The sequence below is a fragment of the Pseudomonas sp. H1_G08 genome, assembly GCF_054681355.1.
In genome coordinates this window covers 687,639-704,875 of the sequence record NZ_CP162822.1, presented here as the reverse complement: position 1 = coordinate 704,875, position 17,237 = coordinate 687,639, and the positions used below count along the sequence as shown (strand labels likewise).

The 17,237-nt window shown below is 58.2% G+C and carries 13 protein-coding genes; 1 reads left to right on the top strand and 12 read right to left on the bottom strand.

From position 1 onward, the window contains the following. Window positions 1-237: 237 nt before the first annotated feature. The 9 genes from sucD to sdhC all read right to left on the bottom strand — a co-directional run bounded on the left by sucD (window position 238) and on the right by sdhC (window position 11,598). Entirely contained in the window at window positions 238-1,122 is an 885-nt protein-coding gene (sucD, locus tag AB4N85_RS03250) for a succinate--CoA ligase subunit alpha (RefSeq protein ID WP_016773680.1), read from the bottom strand. Further along, the gene (sucC, locus tag AB4N85_RS03245; protein WP_016773679.1) at window positions 1,122-2,288 is read right to left on the bottom strand and encodes an ADP-forming succinate--CoA ligase subunit beta; all 1,167 of its coding nucleotides are present in this window, start codon (window positions 2,286-2,288) and stop codon (window positions 1,122-1,124) included. The genes sucD and sucC overlap by 1 nt, the downstream gene beginning before the upstream one ends. Window positions 2,289-2,470: 182 nt before the next feature. Then, entirely contained in the window at window positions 2,471-3,907 is a 1,437-nt protein-coding gene (lpdA, locus tag AB4N85_RS03240) for a dihydrolipoyl dehydrogenase (protein ID WP_016773678.1), read from the bottom strand. 108 nt (window positions 3,908-4,015) lie between these two features. Further along, entirely contained in the window at window positions 4,016-5,242 is a 1,227-nt protein-coding gene (odhB, locus tag AB4N85_RS03235) for a 2-oxoglutarate dehydrogenase complex dihydrolipoyllysine-residue succinyltransferase (protein WP_024012151.1), read from the bottom strand. 44 nt (window positions 5,243-5,286) lie between these two features. After that, window positions 5,287-8,118, bottom strand: coding sequence for a 2-oxoglutarate dehydrogenase E1 component (locus AB4N85_RS03230; RefSeq protein WP_041479560.1), 2,832 nt, complete (start codon window positions 8,116-8,118; stop codon window positions 5,287-5,289). 251 nt (window positions 8,119-8,369) lie between these two features. Continuing rightward, window positions 8,370-9,074 carry a succinate dehydrogenase iron-sulfur subunit gene (locus tag AB4N85_RS03225; RefSeq protein ID WP_016773675.1) on the bottom strand — a complete coding sequence of 235 codons (705 nt, stop codon included), beginning with the start codon at window positions 9,072-9,074 and terminating at the stop codon, window positions 8,370-8,372. A gap of 11 nt (window positions 9,075-9,085) precedes the next feature. Beyond that, window positions 9,086-10,858 carry a succinate dehydrogenase flavoprotein subunit gene (gene sdhA, locus AB4N85_RS03220; RefSeq protein WP_024012149.1) on the bottom strand — a complete coding sequence of 591 codons (1,773 nt, stop codon included), beginning with the start codon at window positions 10,856-10,858 and terminating at the stop codon, window positions 9,086-9,088. Window positions 10,859-10,861: 3 nt separating this feature from the next. Continuing rightward, window positions 10,862-11,230, bottom strand: coding sequence for a succinate dehydrogenase, hydrophobic membrane anchor protein (sdhD, locus tag AB4N85_RS03215; protein ID WP_008049683.1), 369 nt, complete (start codon window positions 11,228-11,230; stop codon window positions 10,862-10,864). Next, window positions 11,224-11,598 (bottom strand): succinate dehydrogenase, cytochrome b556 subunit, encoded by a 375-nt coding sequence (sdhC, locus tag AB4N85_RS03210; protein WP_016773673.1) that lies wholly within the window; start codon window positions 11,596-11,598, stop codon window positions 11,224-11,226. The genes sdhD and sdhC overlap by 7 nt, the downstream gene beginning before the upstream one ends. Before the next feature lie 363 nt (window positions 11,599-11,961). On the opposite strand from sdhC, the gene gltA reads away from it, so the two are divergent. Continuing rightward, window positions 11,962-13,251: a citrate synthase gene (gene gltA / locus AB4N85_RS03205; protein WP_003222994.1), complete on the top strand. Its 1,290-nt coding sequence runs from the start codon at window positions 11,962-11,964 to the stop codon at window positions 13,249-13,251. Between the two features lie 919 nt (window positions 13,252-14,170). Here the strand turns inward: gltA and AB4N85_RS03200 are convergent. From AB4N85_RS03200 to AB4N85_RS03190, 3 genes are all read right to left on the bottom strand, one after another. Then, window positions 14,171-15,829 (bottom strand): cation acetate symporter, encoded by a 1,659-nt coding sequence (locus AB4N85_RS03200; protein ID WP_016771015.1) that lies wholly within the window; start codon window positions 15,827-15,829, stop codon window positions 14,171-14,173. Further along, complete coding sequence (locus tag AB4N85_RS03195; protein WP_016771016.1) at window positions 15,826-16,137, bottom strand: DUF485 domain-containing protein; 312 nt, start codon at window positions 16,135-16,137, stop codon at window positions 15,826-15,828. Before AB4N85_RS03195 ends, AB4N85_RS03200 begins: the two co-directional genes overlap by 4 nt. Window positions 16,138-16,377: 240 nt before the next feature. After that, window positions 16,378-17,229 (bottom strand): glycine betaine ABC transporter substrate-binding protein, encoded by an 852-nt coding sequence (locus AB4N85_RS03190; RefSeq protein WP_056783890.1) that lies wholly within the window; start codon window positions 17,227-17,229, stop codon window positions 16,378-16,380. Between the last annotated feature and the right edge of the window lie 8 nt (window positions 17,230-17,237).

The window sequence follows — 17,237 nt, the reverse complement described above, 5'->3', positions numbered from 1 at the left end:
ATTCATCACAACGAACCTGTGGCGAGGGGATTTATCCCCGTTGGACTGCGCAGCAGTCCCAAAGAATCCGAGCTGGAACTGCCTGACTGATCATGGTCGCTAGCATGGGGGCCGCTTCGCAGCCCAGCGGGGATAAATCCCCTCGCCACAACAGCTCTCAAAATTCTCATACGCCAGGAACGACAAAGGCCACCCGAAGGTGGCCTCTGTTGCTGGAGCTAAAAAGTCAGCCGAAGCTTACTTCTTCACTTCCCAGCCAGTCAGCTCGGCCAGGGCCTTGCCGATGTCTGCCAGCGAACGCACGGTTTTAACGCCTGCGTCTTGCAGCGCAGCGAATTTCTCGTCTGCAGTGCCTTTGCCGCCAGAGATGATTGCGCCAGCATGGCCCATGCGCTTGCCCGGAGGAGCAGTCACACCAGCGATGTAGGAAACAACCGGCTTGGTCACGTTAGCCTTGATGTAGGCAGCCGCTTCTTCTTCAGCCGAACCGCCGATCTCGCCGATCATCACGATCGCCTCGGTCTTCGGGTCTTCCTGGAACAGCTTCAGGATGTCGATGAAGTTCGAGCCCGGGATCGGGTCACCACCGATGCCGACGCAAGTCGACTGACCGAAACCGGCGTCAGTGGTCTGCTTCACAGCTTCGTAGGTCAGGGTGCCGGAACGCGAAACGATACCGACCTTGCCTGGCAAGTGAATGTGACCTGGCATGATGCCGATCTTGCATTCGCCTGGGGTGATCACGCCTGGGCAGTTAGGGCCGATCAGGACTACGCCCAGCTCGTCGCACTTAACCTTGGCGTCCAGCATGTCCAGGGTAGGAATGCCTTCGGTGATGCAGACGATCAGCTTGATGCCGCCGAATGCCGCTTCCAGGATCGAGTCCTTGCAGAACGGAGCCGGAACGTAGATCACGCTGGCGGTAGCGCCAGTGGCAGCTACTGCGTCTTTAACGGTGTTGAACACTGGCAGACCCAGGTGCTCGGTGCCGCCCTTGCCCGGAGTTACGCCACCAACCATCTTGGTGCCGTATTCGATGGCTTGCTGGGTGTGGAAACTACCTTGCGAACCGGTAATACCCTGGCAGATAACTTTGGTGTCTTTATTGATCAGGACGCTCATTATTTGCCCTCCGCAGCTTTGACAACTTGTTGAGCAGCGTCGGTCAGGCTGGTAGCAGCGATGATGTTCAAACCGCTTTCTGCCAGTACTTTAGCGCCCAGCTCAGCGTTGTTGCCTTCAAGGCGAACAACAACCGGGATTTTCACGCCGACTTCTTTCACGGCGCCGATGATGCCTTCGGCAATCATGTCGCAGCGAACGATGCCGCCGAAGATGTTGACCAGTACTGCCGCGACGTTCTGGTCGGACAGGATGATCTTGAACGCTTCAGTAACGCGTTCCTTGGTAGCGCCACCACCTACGTCGAGGAAGTTGGCTGGCTTGCCGCCATGCAGGTTGACGATGTCCATGGTGCCCATGGCCAGACCGGCACCGTTGACCATGCAACCGATGTTGCCTTCCAGCGCTACGTAGTTCAGTTCGAACTTGGCAGCGTGCGCTTCGCGCGGATCGTCCTGCGACGGATCGTGGAAAGCCTTCAGCTTAGGCTGACGGTACATGGCGTTGGCGTCGATGTTGATCTTCGCGTCGAGGCAGTGCAGATCGCCGTCAGCCTTGATCACCAGCGGGTTTACTTCCAGCAGAGCCAGGTCGTGGTCTTTGAACAGCTTGGCCAGACCTACGAAGATCTTGGCGAACTGAGTGACCTGCTTGCCTTCCAGACCCAGCTGGAATGCCAGCTCGCGACCCTGGGATGGCTGAGCGCCAACCAGTGGATCGATAGTGGCCTTGAGAATTTTTTCTGGAGTGTCGTGAGCGATTTTCTCGATGTCCACGCCACCTTCGGTGGAAGCCATGAACACGATGCGACGGCTCGAACGGTCAACGACAGCGCCCAGGTACAGCTCTTTAGCGATATCAGTGCACGATTCAACCAGGATCTTGGTGACTGGCTGGCCATTGGCGTCAGTCTGGTAAGTCACCAGACGCTTGCCCAGCCACTGCTGTGCGAAGGCTTTGGCGTCTTCTTTGCTGCGAACCAGCTTTACGCCGCCCGCTTTACCGCGACCACCGGCGTGAACCTGGGCTTTGACGACCCACTCGTTGCCGCCGATTTTGTCGCAAGCTTCTGCTGCTGCTTCCGGGGTGTCTACTGCGTAACCAGTGGAAACTGGCAGGCCGTATTCAGCGAACAGCTGCTTACCCTGATACTCGTGAAGATTCATGCTTTTTACCGTCTTCGTTAGGTACTGCGCATTCGGCGCTGCGCTCGTTTGAGTGCCGCGCCACCTGTGACTGCTGCTTGCGTAGCTGGGCTACGCAAGACTGCGTCCGGCGGACATTCCGCGGTGAGTCTTGCTCGCAAGGCTCACGACGGGCCGTTGCCGCCGTGGTTTCTTATTATGTCTTAACGCTTCTTGCGGTTGGCAATGTGAATGGCGCCGCCATTCACTGCCAGAGCAGCTTCGTGCAAGGCTTCGGACAGGGTCGGATGGGAGAAAACCATCATGCCCAGGTCTTCAGCGCTGGTGCCGAATTCCATACCGATCGCGCCCTGCTGAACCAGTTCTGCAGCGCTCGGGCCAATCACGTGCACGCCCAATACGCGGTCGGTCTTGGCATCGGCGATGACCTTGACGAAACCACCGGTATCGTTGGCAGCCATGGCACGGCCGGAAGCGGCGAACGGGAAGGTGCCGACGTTGACTTCAACGCCTTCGGCCTTCAGCGCCTGCTCGGTTTTGCCAACCCACGCGATTTCCGGGTGAGTATAAATAACCGAAGGGATCAAATCATAGTTCATCTGAGCCTTGTGGCCCTTGATGCGCTCGACAACCATGATGCCTTCTTCCGAAGCCTTGTGGGCCAGCATCATGCCGCGAACCACGTCACCGATGGCGAAGACGCCCGGTACAGCTGTGACGCAATGGTCATCGACCGCGATGAAACCGCGCTCGTCGATTTCCACGCCGCAGTCGGCAGACAGCAGATCAGTGGTCACCGGACGGCGACCAACGGCTACGATCAGCTTGTCGAAAGTGATGGTCTGTTCGCCGTTGGCATCGGTGTAGTTGACGACGACTTCTTCGCCGTTGACTTTCGAACCGGTAACGCGAGCGCCCAGCTTGATGTCCAGACCCTGTTTGGTCAGGGTTTTCAGCGCTTCCTTGGAAACAGCGGTGTCCGCTGCCATCAGGAAAGTGTCCAGTGCTTCGAGCACAGTCACTTCTGCCCCCAGACGCGACCATACCGAACCCAGTTCCAGACCGATCACGCCAGCGCCGATCACGCCCAGACGTTTAGGTACGGACTGGAATTCCAGAGCGCCAGTCGAATCGACGATGACTTTCTGGTCAACCGGAGCCGGTGGAATGTCGATCGGACGCGAACCTGGCGCGAGAATGACGTTTTCCGCTTCGATGACTTCAACCGAACCGTCCGGCTTGGTGACTTCGACTTTCTTGCCGGCCAGCAGCTTGCCGTGGCCCTGGATCGAAGTAACGCCGTTGGCCTTGAACAGGGTGGCAACGCCGCCGGTCAGGTTCTTGACGATGCCAGCCTTGCGGCCAACCATCGCAGCGACGTCCATTTTGACTTCGCCGGTCGAGATACCGTGAACGTTGAAGCTCTCTTTGGCTTCCTTGTATTTCCACGAGCTGTCGAGCAGCGCCTTGGAAGGAATGCAACCTACGTTCAGGCAGGTACCGCCCAGGGCTTGCTTGCCCTCTGCGTCGGTGTACTTCTCGATGCAGGCAGTGGTCAGGCCCAACTGAGCAGCCTTGATGGCCGCTACATAGCCACCAGGGCCGGCACCGATCACTACTACGTCAAATTTCTGCGACATTCAAAAAATCCTCTTTAGCAATAAAGCTACAAGCCGCAAGCTCCAAGCTGCAAGCCCACCCGCTCGCCCTGAGCTTGAGGCTTGTAGCTGAAAGCTTGCAGCTGCTTTTTAGATATCCAGCAACAGACGAGCCGGATCTTCCAGCAGGTTCTTGATGGTCACCAGGAAGGTCACAGCTTCTTTGCCATCGATCAGACGGTGATCGTAGGACAGAGCCAGGTACATCATCGGACGGATCACGACCTGACCGTTGATGGCCATCGGACGCTGGATGATGTTGTGCATGCCCAGAATCGCTGCCTGCGGCGGGTTGACGATCGGCGTCGACATCATCGAACCGAAGGTACCACCGTTGGTGATGGTGAAGGTACCACCGGTCATCTCGTCCATCGACAGTTTGCCGTCACGGGCTTTCTTGCCAAATGTTGCGATGCCGCCTTCGATTTCAGCCAGGCTCATCAGCTCGGCGTTACGCAGAACCGGTACCACCAGGCCACGGTCGCTGGAAACGGCAACGCCGATGTCTGCGTAGCCGTGGTAAACGATGTCGCCGCCGTCGATCGACGCGTTGACAGCCGGGAAGCGTTTCAGCGCTTCAGTGGCCGCTTTCACGAAGAACGACATGAAGCCCAGGCGTACGCCGTTGTGGGACTTCTCGAACAGGTCCTTGTACTTCGAACGCAGCGCCATGACTTCGGTCATGTCGACTTCGTTGAACGTGGTCAGCATCGCCATGTTCGACTGGGCTTCAACCAGACGCTTGGCCACGGTGGCACGTACGCGAGTCATCGGTACGCGCTTCTCGATGCGGTCGCCGGCAGCGAACACAGGCGCAGCAGCCGAAGGAGCAGCAGCCTTGGCAGGTGCGGCAGCCGGAGCGGCTTTCTTGGCAGCAACCGCTGCTACCACGTCTTCCTTGGTCACACGACCGCCCTTGCCGGTGCCGGCAACGGAAGCGATGTTGATGCCGTTTTCTTCAGCCAGCTTGCGCGCGGCAGGAGCGGCGATCGGGTCATCTTCGCCATCGGCAGCAGCTGGTGCGGCAGCGGCAGTAGCGGCCGGAGCAGCAGCGGCGGCAGGAGCGGCAGCAGCAGCGCCGCCCTCTTCGATCGAGCCCAGGACCTGGTTCGACAGAACGGTAGCGCCCTCTTCGGCAACGATTGCGCCCAGCACGCCGTCTGCTTCAGCCAACACTTCGAGCACGACTTTGTCGGTTTCGATGTCGACGATCAGGTCGTCACGCTTGACGGCCTCACCTGGTTTCTTGTGCCAGGTGGCAACGGTGCCATCGGCAACCGATTCCGGGAATGACGGGGCTTTGATTTCGATAGCCATTATCTGTGGGTCCTTAAAATTCGGTTTCAGTCAGCGCGAAGGCGTTAAACAGTGAAAGCATCTTGCAGCAGTTTTTCCTGCTGCTCGGCGTGCATCGATGCGTAACCACAAGCTGGCGCAGCCGAAGCCTCACGGCCCGCGTACTCAAGTACGAGAGTCTTGTCGAGGTTGGCGATGCTGCGACGCAAGTGATGCTGGCTGCAGTACCAGGCACCCTGGTTCATCGGCTCTTCCTGACACCAAACGGCGTGTTTGACGTTGGTGTACGGAGCCAGGACTTCTTTCAAGTCGTCCTCAGGGAACGGATACAGCTGCTCGATACGCACGATGGCGATATCTTCGCGGCCTTCGGCACGGCGTTTTTCCAGCAGGTCGTAGTAGACCTTGCCGCTGCACAGAACCACGCGCTCGACCTTTTTCGGGTCCAGTGCATCGATTTCCGGGATCACGGTCTGGAACGAACCTTCGGCCAGATCTTCCAGCGTCGAGATGGCCAGCTTGTGGCGCAGCAGCGACTTCGGCGTCAGCACGACCAGCGGCTTGCGCAGCGGACGGATCACCTGACGACGCAGCAAGTGGTAGATCTGCGCTGGCGTGGTCGGCATGCACACCTGAATGTTGTGCTCGGCGCACAGCTGCAGGTAACGCTCAAGACGAGCCGAGCTGTGCTCAGGGCCTTGGCCTTCGTAACCGTGTGGCAGCAGCATGGTCAGACCGCAGAGACGGCCCCACTTGTGCTCGCCGCTGGTGATGAACTGGTCGATCACGACCTGAGCACCGTTGGCGAAGTCGCCGAACTGGGCTTCCCAGATCACCAGCGCGTTTGGCGTGGTGGTCGAGTAACCGTATTCGAATGCCAGTACCGCTTCTTCCGAGAGGAACGAGTCGTACAGGTCGAAACGTGGCTGACCGTCGTACAGGTTCTGCAGCGGAATGTAGGTGCCCGCGTCTTTCTGGTTGTGCAACACAGCGTGACGGTGCGAGAACGTACCGCGGCCGATGTCCTGACCGGTCATGCGGATCGGGTGACCTTCGAACGCGAGGGTCGCGTACGCCATGGTTTCAGCGTAACCCCAGTTGATCGGCAGGCCGCCGGCTTGCATCTTCTGACGGTCTTCGTAGATCTTCGCGACCTGGCGCTGAACAACGAAGCCTTCCGGAATTTCCAGCAGCTTGGCGGACAGCTCTTGCAGGGTCTTGAGATCGAAACGCGTGTCGTGACGCGCAGTCCAGGCGTGGCCCAGGTACGGACGCCAGTCGACGAACAGCTCTTTGTTCGGCTCTTTGACCAGCGATTTCACTACGTGCAGACCGTTGTCCAGCGCGTTGCGGTATTCGTCGACCTTGGCCTGAACGCGTTCAGCGTCAAGCACACCGGCCTGAGTCAGGCGATCAGCGTACAGCTCACGGGTGGTGCGCTGCTTGGTGATCTGCTGATACATCAGTGGCTGGGTGCCGCTTGGCTCGTCGGCCTCGTTGTGGCCGCGACGACGGTAGCAGACCAGATCGATCACCACGTCACGCTTGAACTGCATGCGGTAGTCGATGGCCAATTGGGTCACGAACAGCACGGCTTCCGGATCATCGCCATTCACATGGAGGATCGGCGCCTGGATCATCTTGGCAACGTCGGTGGCGTACTCGGTGGAGCGCGAGTCCAGCGGGTTGCTGATGGTGAAACCGACCTGGTTGTTGATCACGATGTGCACGGTACCGCCGGTCTTGAAACCGCGGGTCTGCGACATCTGGAAGGTTTCCATGACCACGCCCTGACCGGCAAATGCCGCGTCACCGTGGATGGAGATCGGCAGTACCTTCTCACCGGTCAGGTCGTTGCGACGGTCCTGACGGGCGCGCACCGAACCTTCGACCACCGGGGAAACGATTTCCAGGTGGGACGGGTTGAACGCCATGGCGAGGTGAACTTCACCGCCGGTGGTCATCACGTTGGACGAGAAGCCCTGGTGGTATTTAACGTCACCGGAACCCAGCTCGACCTTCTTCTTGCCTTCGAACTCGTCGAACAGCTCGCGCGGGTTCTTGCCGAAGGTGTTGACCAGCACGTTCAGACGGCCACGGTGGGCCATGCCGATGACGACTTCCTTGGTGCCGTACGAGCCGGAACGCTGGATCAGTTCGTCGAGCATCGGAATCAGGCTTTCGCCGCCTTCCAGACCGAAACGCTTGGTGCCCGGGTATTTGGTGCCCAGGTATTTTTCCAGGCCTTCACCGGCAGTCACGCGCTCAAGCAGGTGGCTCTTGATGTCGGCGGAGTACGTCGGACGGCCACGCACGCTTTCCAGACGTTGCTGGAACCACTGGCGCTGCTCGGAATCGGTGATGTGCGTAAATTCAGCGCCGATGGTGCGGCAATATGTCTGCTGCAACGCTTCGTGAATTTCGCGTAGGCTCGCTTCCTCTTTGCCGATGAACAGGTCGCCGGCACGGAAGGTCGTATCAAGATCGGCATTGGTCAAGCCGTAATGATTGATCGACAGGTCTGCAGGTGCAGGACGCTGCCACAGCCCCAGCGGGTCAAGCTGGGCTGCCTGGTGGCCACGCATACGGTAGGCCTGGATCAATCGCAGCACTTCAACTTGCTTCTTCTCGTGCTCACTGCTCACGCTGCCGGCGGAAACCGGTTGGGCGCGGCGCTGGTTCTTTGCCAGCAGCACGAAATGATCGCGAATCGTCGAGTGCGAAACATCAGTGGCAGAGTTGCCGTCGGCTGGCAACTTCTGAAAGTAGGTGCGCCACTCTTCTGGCACAGCGTTAGGGTCGTGCAGGTAGAGCTCATAAAGCTCTTCCACATAGGCAGCGTTTCCACCTGAAAGGTAGGCGCTGTTCCACATGCGCTGCATCACGCTTTCTTGCATGCTTGGTCACCCTCGGTTAGGGGAACACCATCGGTGTCGACACCGAGCAAACTTGCAGAAGTCCGAATGCAGCGACTAAAACAAGCCACCTAGGATCACACTGATAGTCCGGGTACCAGCCCGGATGCCCCTGCTTGTCTCATTTCTTCAAAAGAAGAGCTGCAGCTTATGGCTACTGCTCTGGTTATAGCCATGACGCGGGTTGAAGCCCGCGCCACAGCCTCTACGGTGCAACGGTTACAGCAGCTGAATCACACGCCGCTCGAAAGCAGCATGTTACGGATGTGACCGATGGCCTTAGTCGGGTTCAGGCCTTTCGGACATACGTTGACGCAGTTCATGATGCCCCGGCAGCGGAAAACGCTGAACGGGTCGTCAAGTGAAGCCAGACGCTCGCTGGTCTTGGTGTCGCGACTGTCTGCCAGGAAGCGGTAGGCTTGCAGCAGCGCAGCAGGACCCAGGAACTTGTCCGGGTTCCACCAGAAGGACGGGCAAGAGGTCGAGCAGCAGGCGCACAGGATGCACTCGTACAGACCGTCGAGCTTTTCGCGCTCTTCTGGCGACTGCAGACGCTCGATGGCCGGAGCCGGCGTGTCGTTCTGCAGGTAAGGCTTCACCTTCTCGTATTGCTTGTAGAAGATGCTCATATCGACGACCAGGTCACGGATAACCGGCAAACCTGGCAGCGGACGAACGATCAGCTTGTTGCCTTTTACAACGGCAGACAGCGGCGTGATGCAGGCCAGACCGTTCTTGCCGTTGATGTTCATGCCGTCGGAGCCGCAGACGCCTTCACGGCAGGAGCGACGATAGGAGAAACCTTCGTCCTGCTCTTTGATCAGGGCCAGCACGTCCAGCACCATCAGGTCTTTACCACCGGTATCGACCTGGAAATCCTGCATGAACGGCGCGGCGTCCTGATCAGGGTTGTAGCGATAAACACTGACTTGCAACATGGCGGTCACCCTTAATAAGTCCGGACTTTAGGTTCGAAAGTCGGAACAGTCTTCGGCGAGAAGTTCACGGCACGCTTGGTGACGCGCTTGTCACCCGGGAAGTACAGGGTGTGGCACAGCCAGTTTTCGTCATCACGGTCTTCGAAGTCTTCACGGGCGTGAGCGCCGCGGGACTCTTTACGTACTTCGGCCGCGATGGCGGTAGCTTCAGCCACTTCCAGCAGGTTCTGCAGTTCCAGCGCTTCGATACGTGCAGTGTTGAACGCTTGCGACTTGTCGTTGATCTTCACGTTGGCGATACGCTTGCGCAGATCGGCCAACTGAGCGATGCCCTTCTGCATGTATTCGCCGGTACGGAATACACCGAAGTAGTTCTGCATGCAGCTTTGCAGCTCGCGACGCAGGGTGGCAACGTCTTCACCGTCGGTACGGTTGTTCAGCGCGTTCAGACGCGACAGTGCAGCTTCGATGTCGGACTCGGTAGCGTCGTCGTATTCGATGCCATCGGTCAACGCCTTTTCCAGGTGCAGGCCGGCAGCGCGACCGAAGACCACCAGGTCGAGCAGCGAGTTGCCGCCCAGACGGTTCGCACCGTGTACCGATACGCAAGCCACTTCGCCTACCGCGAACAGGCCAGGGATGATCTGGTCCTGACCTTCGGCGTTCTGGGTGATCGCCTGGCCATGAATGTTGGTGGCAACGCCGCCCATCATGTAGTGGCAGGTCGGCACAACCGGAACCGGAGCAACGACCGGGTCAACGTGGGCGAAGGTCTTCGACAGTTCGCAGATGCCTGGCAGACGGCTGTGCAGCACTTCCTCGCCCAGGTGGTCGAGTTTGAGCATTACGTGGTCGCCATTCGGACCGCAACCGTTGCCGGCGATGATTTCCTTGACCATCGAACGGGCAACCACGTCACGACCTGCAAGGTCTTTCGCGTTCGGAGCATAACGCTCCATGAAACGCTCGCCGTGCTTGTTGATCAGGTAACCACCTTCACCACGGCAACCTTCGGTAACCAGTACACCGGCGCCGGCGATGCCGGTCGGGTGGAACTGCCACATTTCGATGTCTTGTACCGGCACGCCAGCACGCAGAGCCATGCCGACGCCGTCACCGGTGTTGATCAGGGCGTTGGTGGTGGACGCGTAGATGCGGCCTGCACCGCCAGTGGCCAGAACCGTGGCCTTGGCACGAATGTAGGAGGTTTCGCCGGTTTCGATGCAGATCGCGATCACACCCACGAATTCGCCTTCCTGGTTTTTCACCAGATCAACAGCGTAGTACTCGTTGAGGAACGTGGTACCGGCTTTCAGGTTGCCCTGATAAAGGGTGTGCAGCAGCGCGTGACCGGTACGGTCGGATGCAGCGCAGGTACGTGCAGCCTGACCGCCCTTGCCGTAATCCTTGGACTGGCCACCGAACGGACGCTGGTAGATGCGGCCTTGCTCGGTACGCGAGAACGGCAGACCCATGTGGTCCAGCTCGAACACGGCAGCCGGGCCTTCCTGACACATGTATTCGATAGCGTCCTGGTCACCGATGTAGTCGGAACCCTTGACGGTATCGTACATGTGCCAGCGCCAGTCATCGTTCGGGTCGGCGGAAGCGATGGCGCAAGTGATGCCGCCCTGTGCGGACACAGTGTGCGAACGGGTCGGGAAAACCTTGGTGATCACCGCAGTCTTGTGGCCGCCCTGTGCCAGCTGCAGCGCAGCGCGCATGCCGGCACCGCCACCACCAATAATGATGGCGTCGAAAGAAATCGTTGGAATGTTAGCCATGAATCAGATACCCCAGAGAATCTGCACACCCCAGACGAAGTAAGCGAACATCGCAACGCCGCATACTGCCTGGAAAAGGAAACGTATCGCCGTTGCGGACTTGCCGAACGCCATTGGCGTCAGGTAGTCGGTCGCGATGGTCCACATGCCGACCCAGGCGTGAGCGCCCAGAGCAACAAGGGCCAGCAGGCTGAAAATACGCATTCCGTTGTGAGCGAACAGTTCATGCCACTGGGCATACTCGAGGCCAGGGTTGGCGACGATGTATCCGATCAGAAAGATGAAGTAAGCCGCGAGAACGACCGCAGACACACGCTGTGCCATCCAGTCATAGAGGCCCGAACGCGACAGGTTAGTGACGTTAGTTACCATATCCAGACTCCTGCCAGAACGATTACCACCACGGAAACGGCGATAACGATTTTCGAGCCCAGTTTGCCGCCTTCCAGCGTCTCACCGATGCCCATGTCCATGATCAAGTGGCGCACACCGGCTACCAGGTGATACAGCAGAGCGGACAGGATGCCCCAAATCACTAGCTTGGCTAGCGGACTGGTCAGACACGCTTTCACCTGACCGAAGCCTTCCTCGGAGCTCAGCGACTTGTCCAATGCGTAAAGCATGATGGCAAGGCACACGAAGAGGATGACACCGGAGATACGGTGAAGAATGGACGTGTAAGCAGTGACTGGGAGTTTGATGGTCCTTAGGTCTAGGTTTACAGGTCGTTGGCTTTTCACGGCTTTTTTTTCACACTGAAGAGCCCCTAACAATCAGGGCAAAGTTGTTGGGGAGTGCACTGGTCAGGTAACCACCACCCAGGGATGCGACCCCCAATGAAAGCAAGCCCAAAAGCCCTTGGCGGTCGGTGGCCGAGTATAGACAGTTAGGCTACTAATGACAACGCGTTCACCTACCCCCAATAGCGGATTGCACAAGTTGCATAAAAGGCGTAAATGGCAGGCAATTTCGAGGAAAAAGTCGGCTTAAAGCCTTCTGGAGCAAGACTTTAGGCAAATTGACATTCGAATTTATCTCACTATAGTGGTGCGGGCCCTGCGTGGGGGGTCTGTCTGATGGTTCAAGCATAAATAGGAGGCCACATGGCTGACAAAAAAGCGCAGTTGATCATCGAGGGCGCAGCCCCCGTCGAGCTGCCCATTTTAACCGGCACCGTTGGTCCCGATGTAATAGATGTTCGGGGCCTGACGGCCACGGGCCGCTTCACTTTCGACCCGGGTTTCATGTCGACCGCTTCGTGCGAATCGAAAATTACCTATATCGACGGCGACAACGGCATTTTGTTGCACCGCGGCTACCCGATCGAACAGCTGGCTGAAAAGTCGGACTACCTGGAAACCTGCTACCTGCTGCTCAACGGCGAATTGCCGACCGCAGAACAGAAGGCCCAGTTCGTCAGCACCGTGAAGAACCACACCATGGTTCACGAGCAGCTGAAAACCTTCTTCAACGGTTTCCGTCGCGACGCCCACCCGATGGCCGTCATGTGCGGTGTAGTCGGCGCCCTCTCGGCCTTCTACCACGACTCCCTGGACATCAATAACCCGCAGCATCGCGAAATTTCCGCGATCCGTCTGGTTGCGAAGATGCCGACCCTGGCAGCGATGGTTTACAAGTACTCCATGGGCCAACCCATGATGTACCCGCGCAACGATCTGACTTACGCGGAAAACTTCCTGCACATGATGTTCAACACCCCGTGCGAGATCAAACCGATCAGCCCGGTACTCGCCAAGGCCATGGACCGGATCTTCATCCTCCACGCCGACCACGAGCAGAACGCTTCGACCTCCACCGTGCGTCTGGCCGGCTCTTCGGGTGCCAACCCGTTCGCCTGCATCGCTGCCGGTATCGCCGCACTGTGGGGTCCTGCCCACGGCGGTGCGAACGAAGCCGTGCTGACCATGCTCGACGAGATTGGCGATGTGTCGAACATCGACAAGTTCATCGCCAAGGCCAAGGACAAGAACGATCCGTTCAAGTTGATGGGCTTCGGTCACCGCGTCTACAAGAACCGCGACCCTCGCGCGACTGTCATGAAGCAGACCTGCGACGAAGTGCTGAAGGAACTGGGCATCAACAACGATCCGCAACTCGAACTGGCCATGCGCCTGGAAGAGATCGCGTTGACCGACCCGTACTTCATCGAGCGCTCGCTGTACCCGAACGTCGACTTCTACTCGGGGATCATCCTCAAGGCGATCGGCATTCCAACCAGCATGTTCACGGTGATTTTCGCCCTGGCGCGTACTGTGGGCTGGATTTCGCACTGGAAAGAAATGCTTTCGAGCCCGTACAAGATTGGCCGTCCGCGCCAGCTGTACACCGGTTACGAGTCGCGTGACATTACCAAGCTGGAAGATCGCAAATAAGGGTTTTTCTTTTTTGTGATGGTTTAGTGGTGTGTCAGGAACGGCCTCTTATATAGAGGCCGTTTTTGTTTGTGGTTTCAGCGGCCTTCGGGCCGACTGGTTCTTGGATTTTGGGGGCATATCCGTTGCTGCGGGTGCTGCCGCTGGCGGTTTCGCTCTTACAGCGAGTCACCTTTTCCAAACGCCAAAAAGGTAACCCAAAAGGCTTTGCCCCGGCGTACGGCCCGCTCGCTGGGGCTCGGGGTACCTTCGTTACGGGACCGATCCGGTAACGAAGCCTGCCGAAAGGGCAAAAGATCAAAAGCAAAGGCCAAAGCCAGATCAAGAGCCCCTCACCCTAGCCCTCTCCCAGAGGGAGAGGGGACTGACCGAGGTGTTCAGGCGAAACACGCCGACTTGCGATACCGAGTCGAATGCAGGTTTTGAACACCACACAAATCGGCTCCCTCTCCCTCGGGAGAGGGCTGGGGTGAGGGGCGAATCCACCGAAAATCTCAAGCCATGCGACGCTTCTAACCACTCAACAATGAGCGCAAGCTCGAGTGCTTTTGATCTTGATCCACGGGCGACGTCGGAAGGCTGAGTGGAGGGATTGATCCGGGCGTGGGAGCGCAGCGACCGTCTGGCGCAGCCAGACACAGCGGAAGGAGGTGCAGCGAAGCAAACCGGAGCCGCTGCGCCAGGATCAGTCCCGGAGCGAAGGAACCCCGAGCCCCAGCGAGCGGGCCGAACGTAGGAGCTAGCGTTTTTTGCTTACTTTTTTAGGCGCTTGTAAAAAAGTAAGTCGCCGTAAGGGCGAAACCGCCAGCCGCAGCACTGCAAAAAACGGATATACACACCAAACCAACCAATAACCGCCCACAAAAAAACGCCCCAATCTCTCAATCAGGGCGTTTTCTTGCAGCTTACAACTGATCTCTTAGTGCGAAACCGCCCCACTCGCCCCCAACCCGGTCTGCGAACGCACAAACTGCGGGAAGAACAGCGCCCGCTCGTTATCCGCAGCCGCCGACTTGTCGGTAATCGAGAAGAACCAGATCCCAATGAACGCAATCATCATCGAGAACAGCGCCGGATATTCGTAAGGGAAGATCGCCTTCTCGTGATGCAGAATCTGCACCCAGATGGTTGGGCCGAGGATCATCAGACCAACAGCACTGACCAGACCCAGCCAGCCACCAATCATCGCGCCGCGAGTGGTCAGCTTCTTCCAGTACATCGAAAGCAGCAGCACAGGGAAGTTGCAGCTCGCCGCGATGGAGAACGCCAGGCCGACCATGAACGCAATATTCTGGCTTTCGAACAGAATGCCCAGACCAATCGCCAGCACCGCCAGGGCGATGGTGGTGATCTTCGACACGCGAATCTCATCTTTCTCGTTGGCCTTGCCCTTCTTGATCACACTGGCGTACAGGTCGTGAGAAACCGCCGAAGCACCCGCCAGCGTCAGACCGGCTACCACAGCCAGAATGGTTGCAAACGCCACTGCCGAGATGAAGCCTAGGAAGATGCTGCCGCCCACCGCGTTGGCCAGGTGCACCGCCGCCATGTTGTTGCCGCCGAGCAAGGCGCCCGCTGCATCTTTGAAGGCCGGGTTGGTGCTGACCAGCAGGATCGCTCCGAAGCCGATGATGAAGGTCAGGATGTAGAAGTAGCCAATGAAACCGGTAGCGTACAGCACGCTCTTGCGCGCCTCTTTTGCGTCACTCACGGTGAAGAAGCGCATCAGAATGTGCGGCAGGCCAGCGGTGCCGAACATCAGCGCCAGACCCAGCGAGAATGCCGAGATCGGATCCTTCACCAGACCGCCGGGGCTCATGATCGCTTCGCCCTTGGCGTGAACCTTGATCGCTTCGGAGAACAGTGTGTTGAAGTCGAAGCCCACATGCTTCATCACCATCAGCGCCATGAACGAGGCACCGGACAGCAACAACACTGCCTTGATGATCTGCACCCAAGTGGTCGCAAGCATGCCGCCGAACAGCACGTACATGCACATCAGCACGCCGACCAGGATCACCGCAACGTGGTAATCGAGGCCGAACAGCAGCTGGATCAGCTTGCCGGCACCGACCATTTGCGCGATCAGGTAGAACGCCACCACCACCAGCGAGCCGCAGGCGGACAGGGTGCGGATCTGGGTTTGCCCGAGGCGGTAGGACGCCACGTCGGCAAAGGTGTATTTACCCAGGTTGCGCAGGCGTTCGGCGATCAGGAACAGAATGATCGGCCAGCCCACCAGGAAGCCGATCGAGTAGATCAGGCCGTCATAACCGGAGGTGAACACCAGCGCGGAAATCCCCAGGAAAGACGCCGCCGACATGTAGTCGCCGGCAATCGCCAGGCCGTTCTGGAAACCGGTGATCTTGCCGCCCGCCGCATAGTAGTCGGCGGCCGAGTTGTTTTTCTTTGAAGCCCAGTAGGTGATGTATAAAGTCGCGCCGACGAAGGCCACGAACATCAGGATCGCCGGGATGTTCAGCGGCTGTTTGGCCACCTCCCCCGTCAATGCGTCAGCCGCCCAGACACTCGGCGCGAAAGCCGCAACACTCAATAAAGCCAGTAGACGCCGGATCATTGCTGAGCCTCCTTGAGAATCGCATTGTTCAGGTCGTCGAACTCGCCATTGGCGCGGCGCACGTAGATGCCGGTCAGGACGAAGGCTGAAATGATCAGACCGACACCGATCGGGATGCCCCAGGTGATCGAGGATTCAGGACTGAGTTTCGCCCCGAGCACGTGCGGCCCGTATGCGATCAGCAGGATGAATGCGGAGTAGAGCCCAAGCATGATTGCCGAGAGAATCCAGGCGAATCGTTCCCGTTTCTGAACCAGCTCCTTGAATCGGGGACTGTTTTGAATCGAGAGGTAAATGCTGTCGTTCATTGTTTTTATCCTCGCAGCACAAATTATTGTTGGAACGTAGCTAATGTATGCGGCTGCGAGAGAGGTTCCAGACGACCTTAGTAGTAGATGGCCATGATGTTTTAGCCATTTTCCGGTACACAGAAAAAAACTGTGGGAGCGAGCCTGCTCGCGAAGGCGTCGTATCAGTCGATATTGCATCAACTGACAGATTGCATTCGCGAGCAGGCTCGCTCCCACAGGGGTGTGGCGGTGTTTAAATTATTTGGTCCAGTCAGCTACACGATCCGGGTGTTTGGCCACCCAGTCCTTGGCCGCTGCATCAGGCTTGGCACCGTCCTGAATCGCCAGCATGACCTCGCCGATTTCGTCTTTCGAGGCCCACTGGAAGTTTTTCAGGAACTTGGCCACTTCCGGCGCCTTGGCGTCCAGGCCTTTGCTGCCGATGCTGTTCACGGTTTCAGCCTGGCCATACACGCCTTTCGGGTCGTCGAGGAAGCGCAGTTTCCACTTGGCGAACATCCAGTGCGGCACCCAACCGGTGACGGCGATGGATTCGTTCTTCTTCTCGGCGCGGGTCAGCTCGGCAATCATGCCGGCGCCGGAACTGGCCTTGAGGCTGTATTTGTCCAGGCCGTAATCCTTGATCGCCTGATCGGTCTTGAGCATTACGCCTGAACCGGCGTCGATGCCAACAATGCGGTTTTTGAAGGTATCGTCGGTTTTCAGGTCTTCGATCGATTTGGCTTTGACGTACTCCGGCACGATCAGGCCGATCTTCGCGTCCTTGAAGTTCGGGCCGTAATCGACGACCTGATCCTTGTTTTTCGTCCAATAGTCACCGTGGGTCACGGGTAGCCAGGCCGAGAGCATCGCATCGAGTTTGCCGGTGGCCACGCCCTGCCACATGATCCCGGTGGCGACGGCTTGCAGCTTCACGTCATAACCGAGCTTCTGTTTGATCACTTCGGCCGCCACGTGGGTGGTCGCGACGCTGTCGGACCAGCCGTCAACGTAACCGATGTTCAGGGTCTGTTTTTCAGCGTTGGCGAAAGTGGAACTCATCGCAAGCACCAAAGCGGCACCTGCGCCTAAAAGTCGTCGCATCTTCATCGTTTACT

Bases quoted from the DNA above. Each gene is read 5' to 3' on its own strand.
- AB4N85_RS03230 (WP_041479560.1), bottom strand. From the start codon at position 8,118: ATGCAAGAAAGCGTGATGCAGCGCATGTGGAACAGCGCCTACCTTTCA.
- sdhD (WP_008049683.1), bottom strand. From the start codon at position 11,230: ATGGTAACTAACGTCACTAACCTGTCGCGTTCGGGCCTCTATGACTGG.
- lpdA (WP_016773678.1), bottom strand. From the start codon at position 3,907: ATGTCGCAGAAATTTGACGTAGTAGTGATCGGTGCCGGCCCTGGTGGC.
- odhB (WP_024012151.1), bottom strand. From the start codon at position 5,242: ATGGCTATCGAAATCAAAGCCCCGTCATTCCCGGAATCGGTTGCCGAT.
- sucD (WP_016773680.1), bottom strand. From the start codon at position 1,122: ATGAGCGTCCTGATCAATAAAGACACCAAAGTTATCTGCCAGGGTATT.
- AB4N85_RS03190 (WP_056783890.1), bottom strand. From the start codon at position 17,229: ATGAAGATGCGACGACTTTTAGGCGCAGGTGCCGCTTTGGTGCTTGCG.
- sucC (WP_016773679.1), bottom strand. From the start codon at position 2,288: ATGAATCTTCACGAGTATCAGGGTAAGCAGCTGTTCGCTGAATACGGC.
- AB4N85_RS03200 (WP_016771015.1), bottom strand. From the start codon at position 15,829: ATGATCCGGCGTCTACTGGCTTTATTGAGTGTTGCGGCTTTCGCGCCG.
- AB4N85_RS03225 (WP_016773675.1), bottom strand. From the start codon at position 9,074: ATGTTGCAAGTCAGTGTTTATCGCTACAACCCTGATCAGGACGCCGCG.
- gltA (WP_003222994.1), top strand. From the start codon at position 11,962: ATGGCTGACAAAAAAGCGCAGTTGATCATCGAGGGCGCAGCCCCCGTC.
- sdhA (WP_024012149.1), bottom strand. From the start codon at position 10,858: ATGGCTAACATTCCAACGATTTCTTTCGACGCCATCATTATTGGTGGT.
- AB4N85_RS03195 (WP_016771016.1), bottom strand. From the start codon at position 16,137: ATGAACGACAGCATTTACCTCTCGATTCAAAACAGTCCCCGATTCAAG.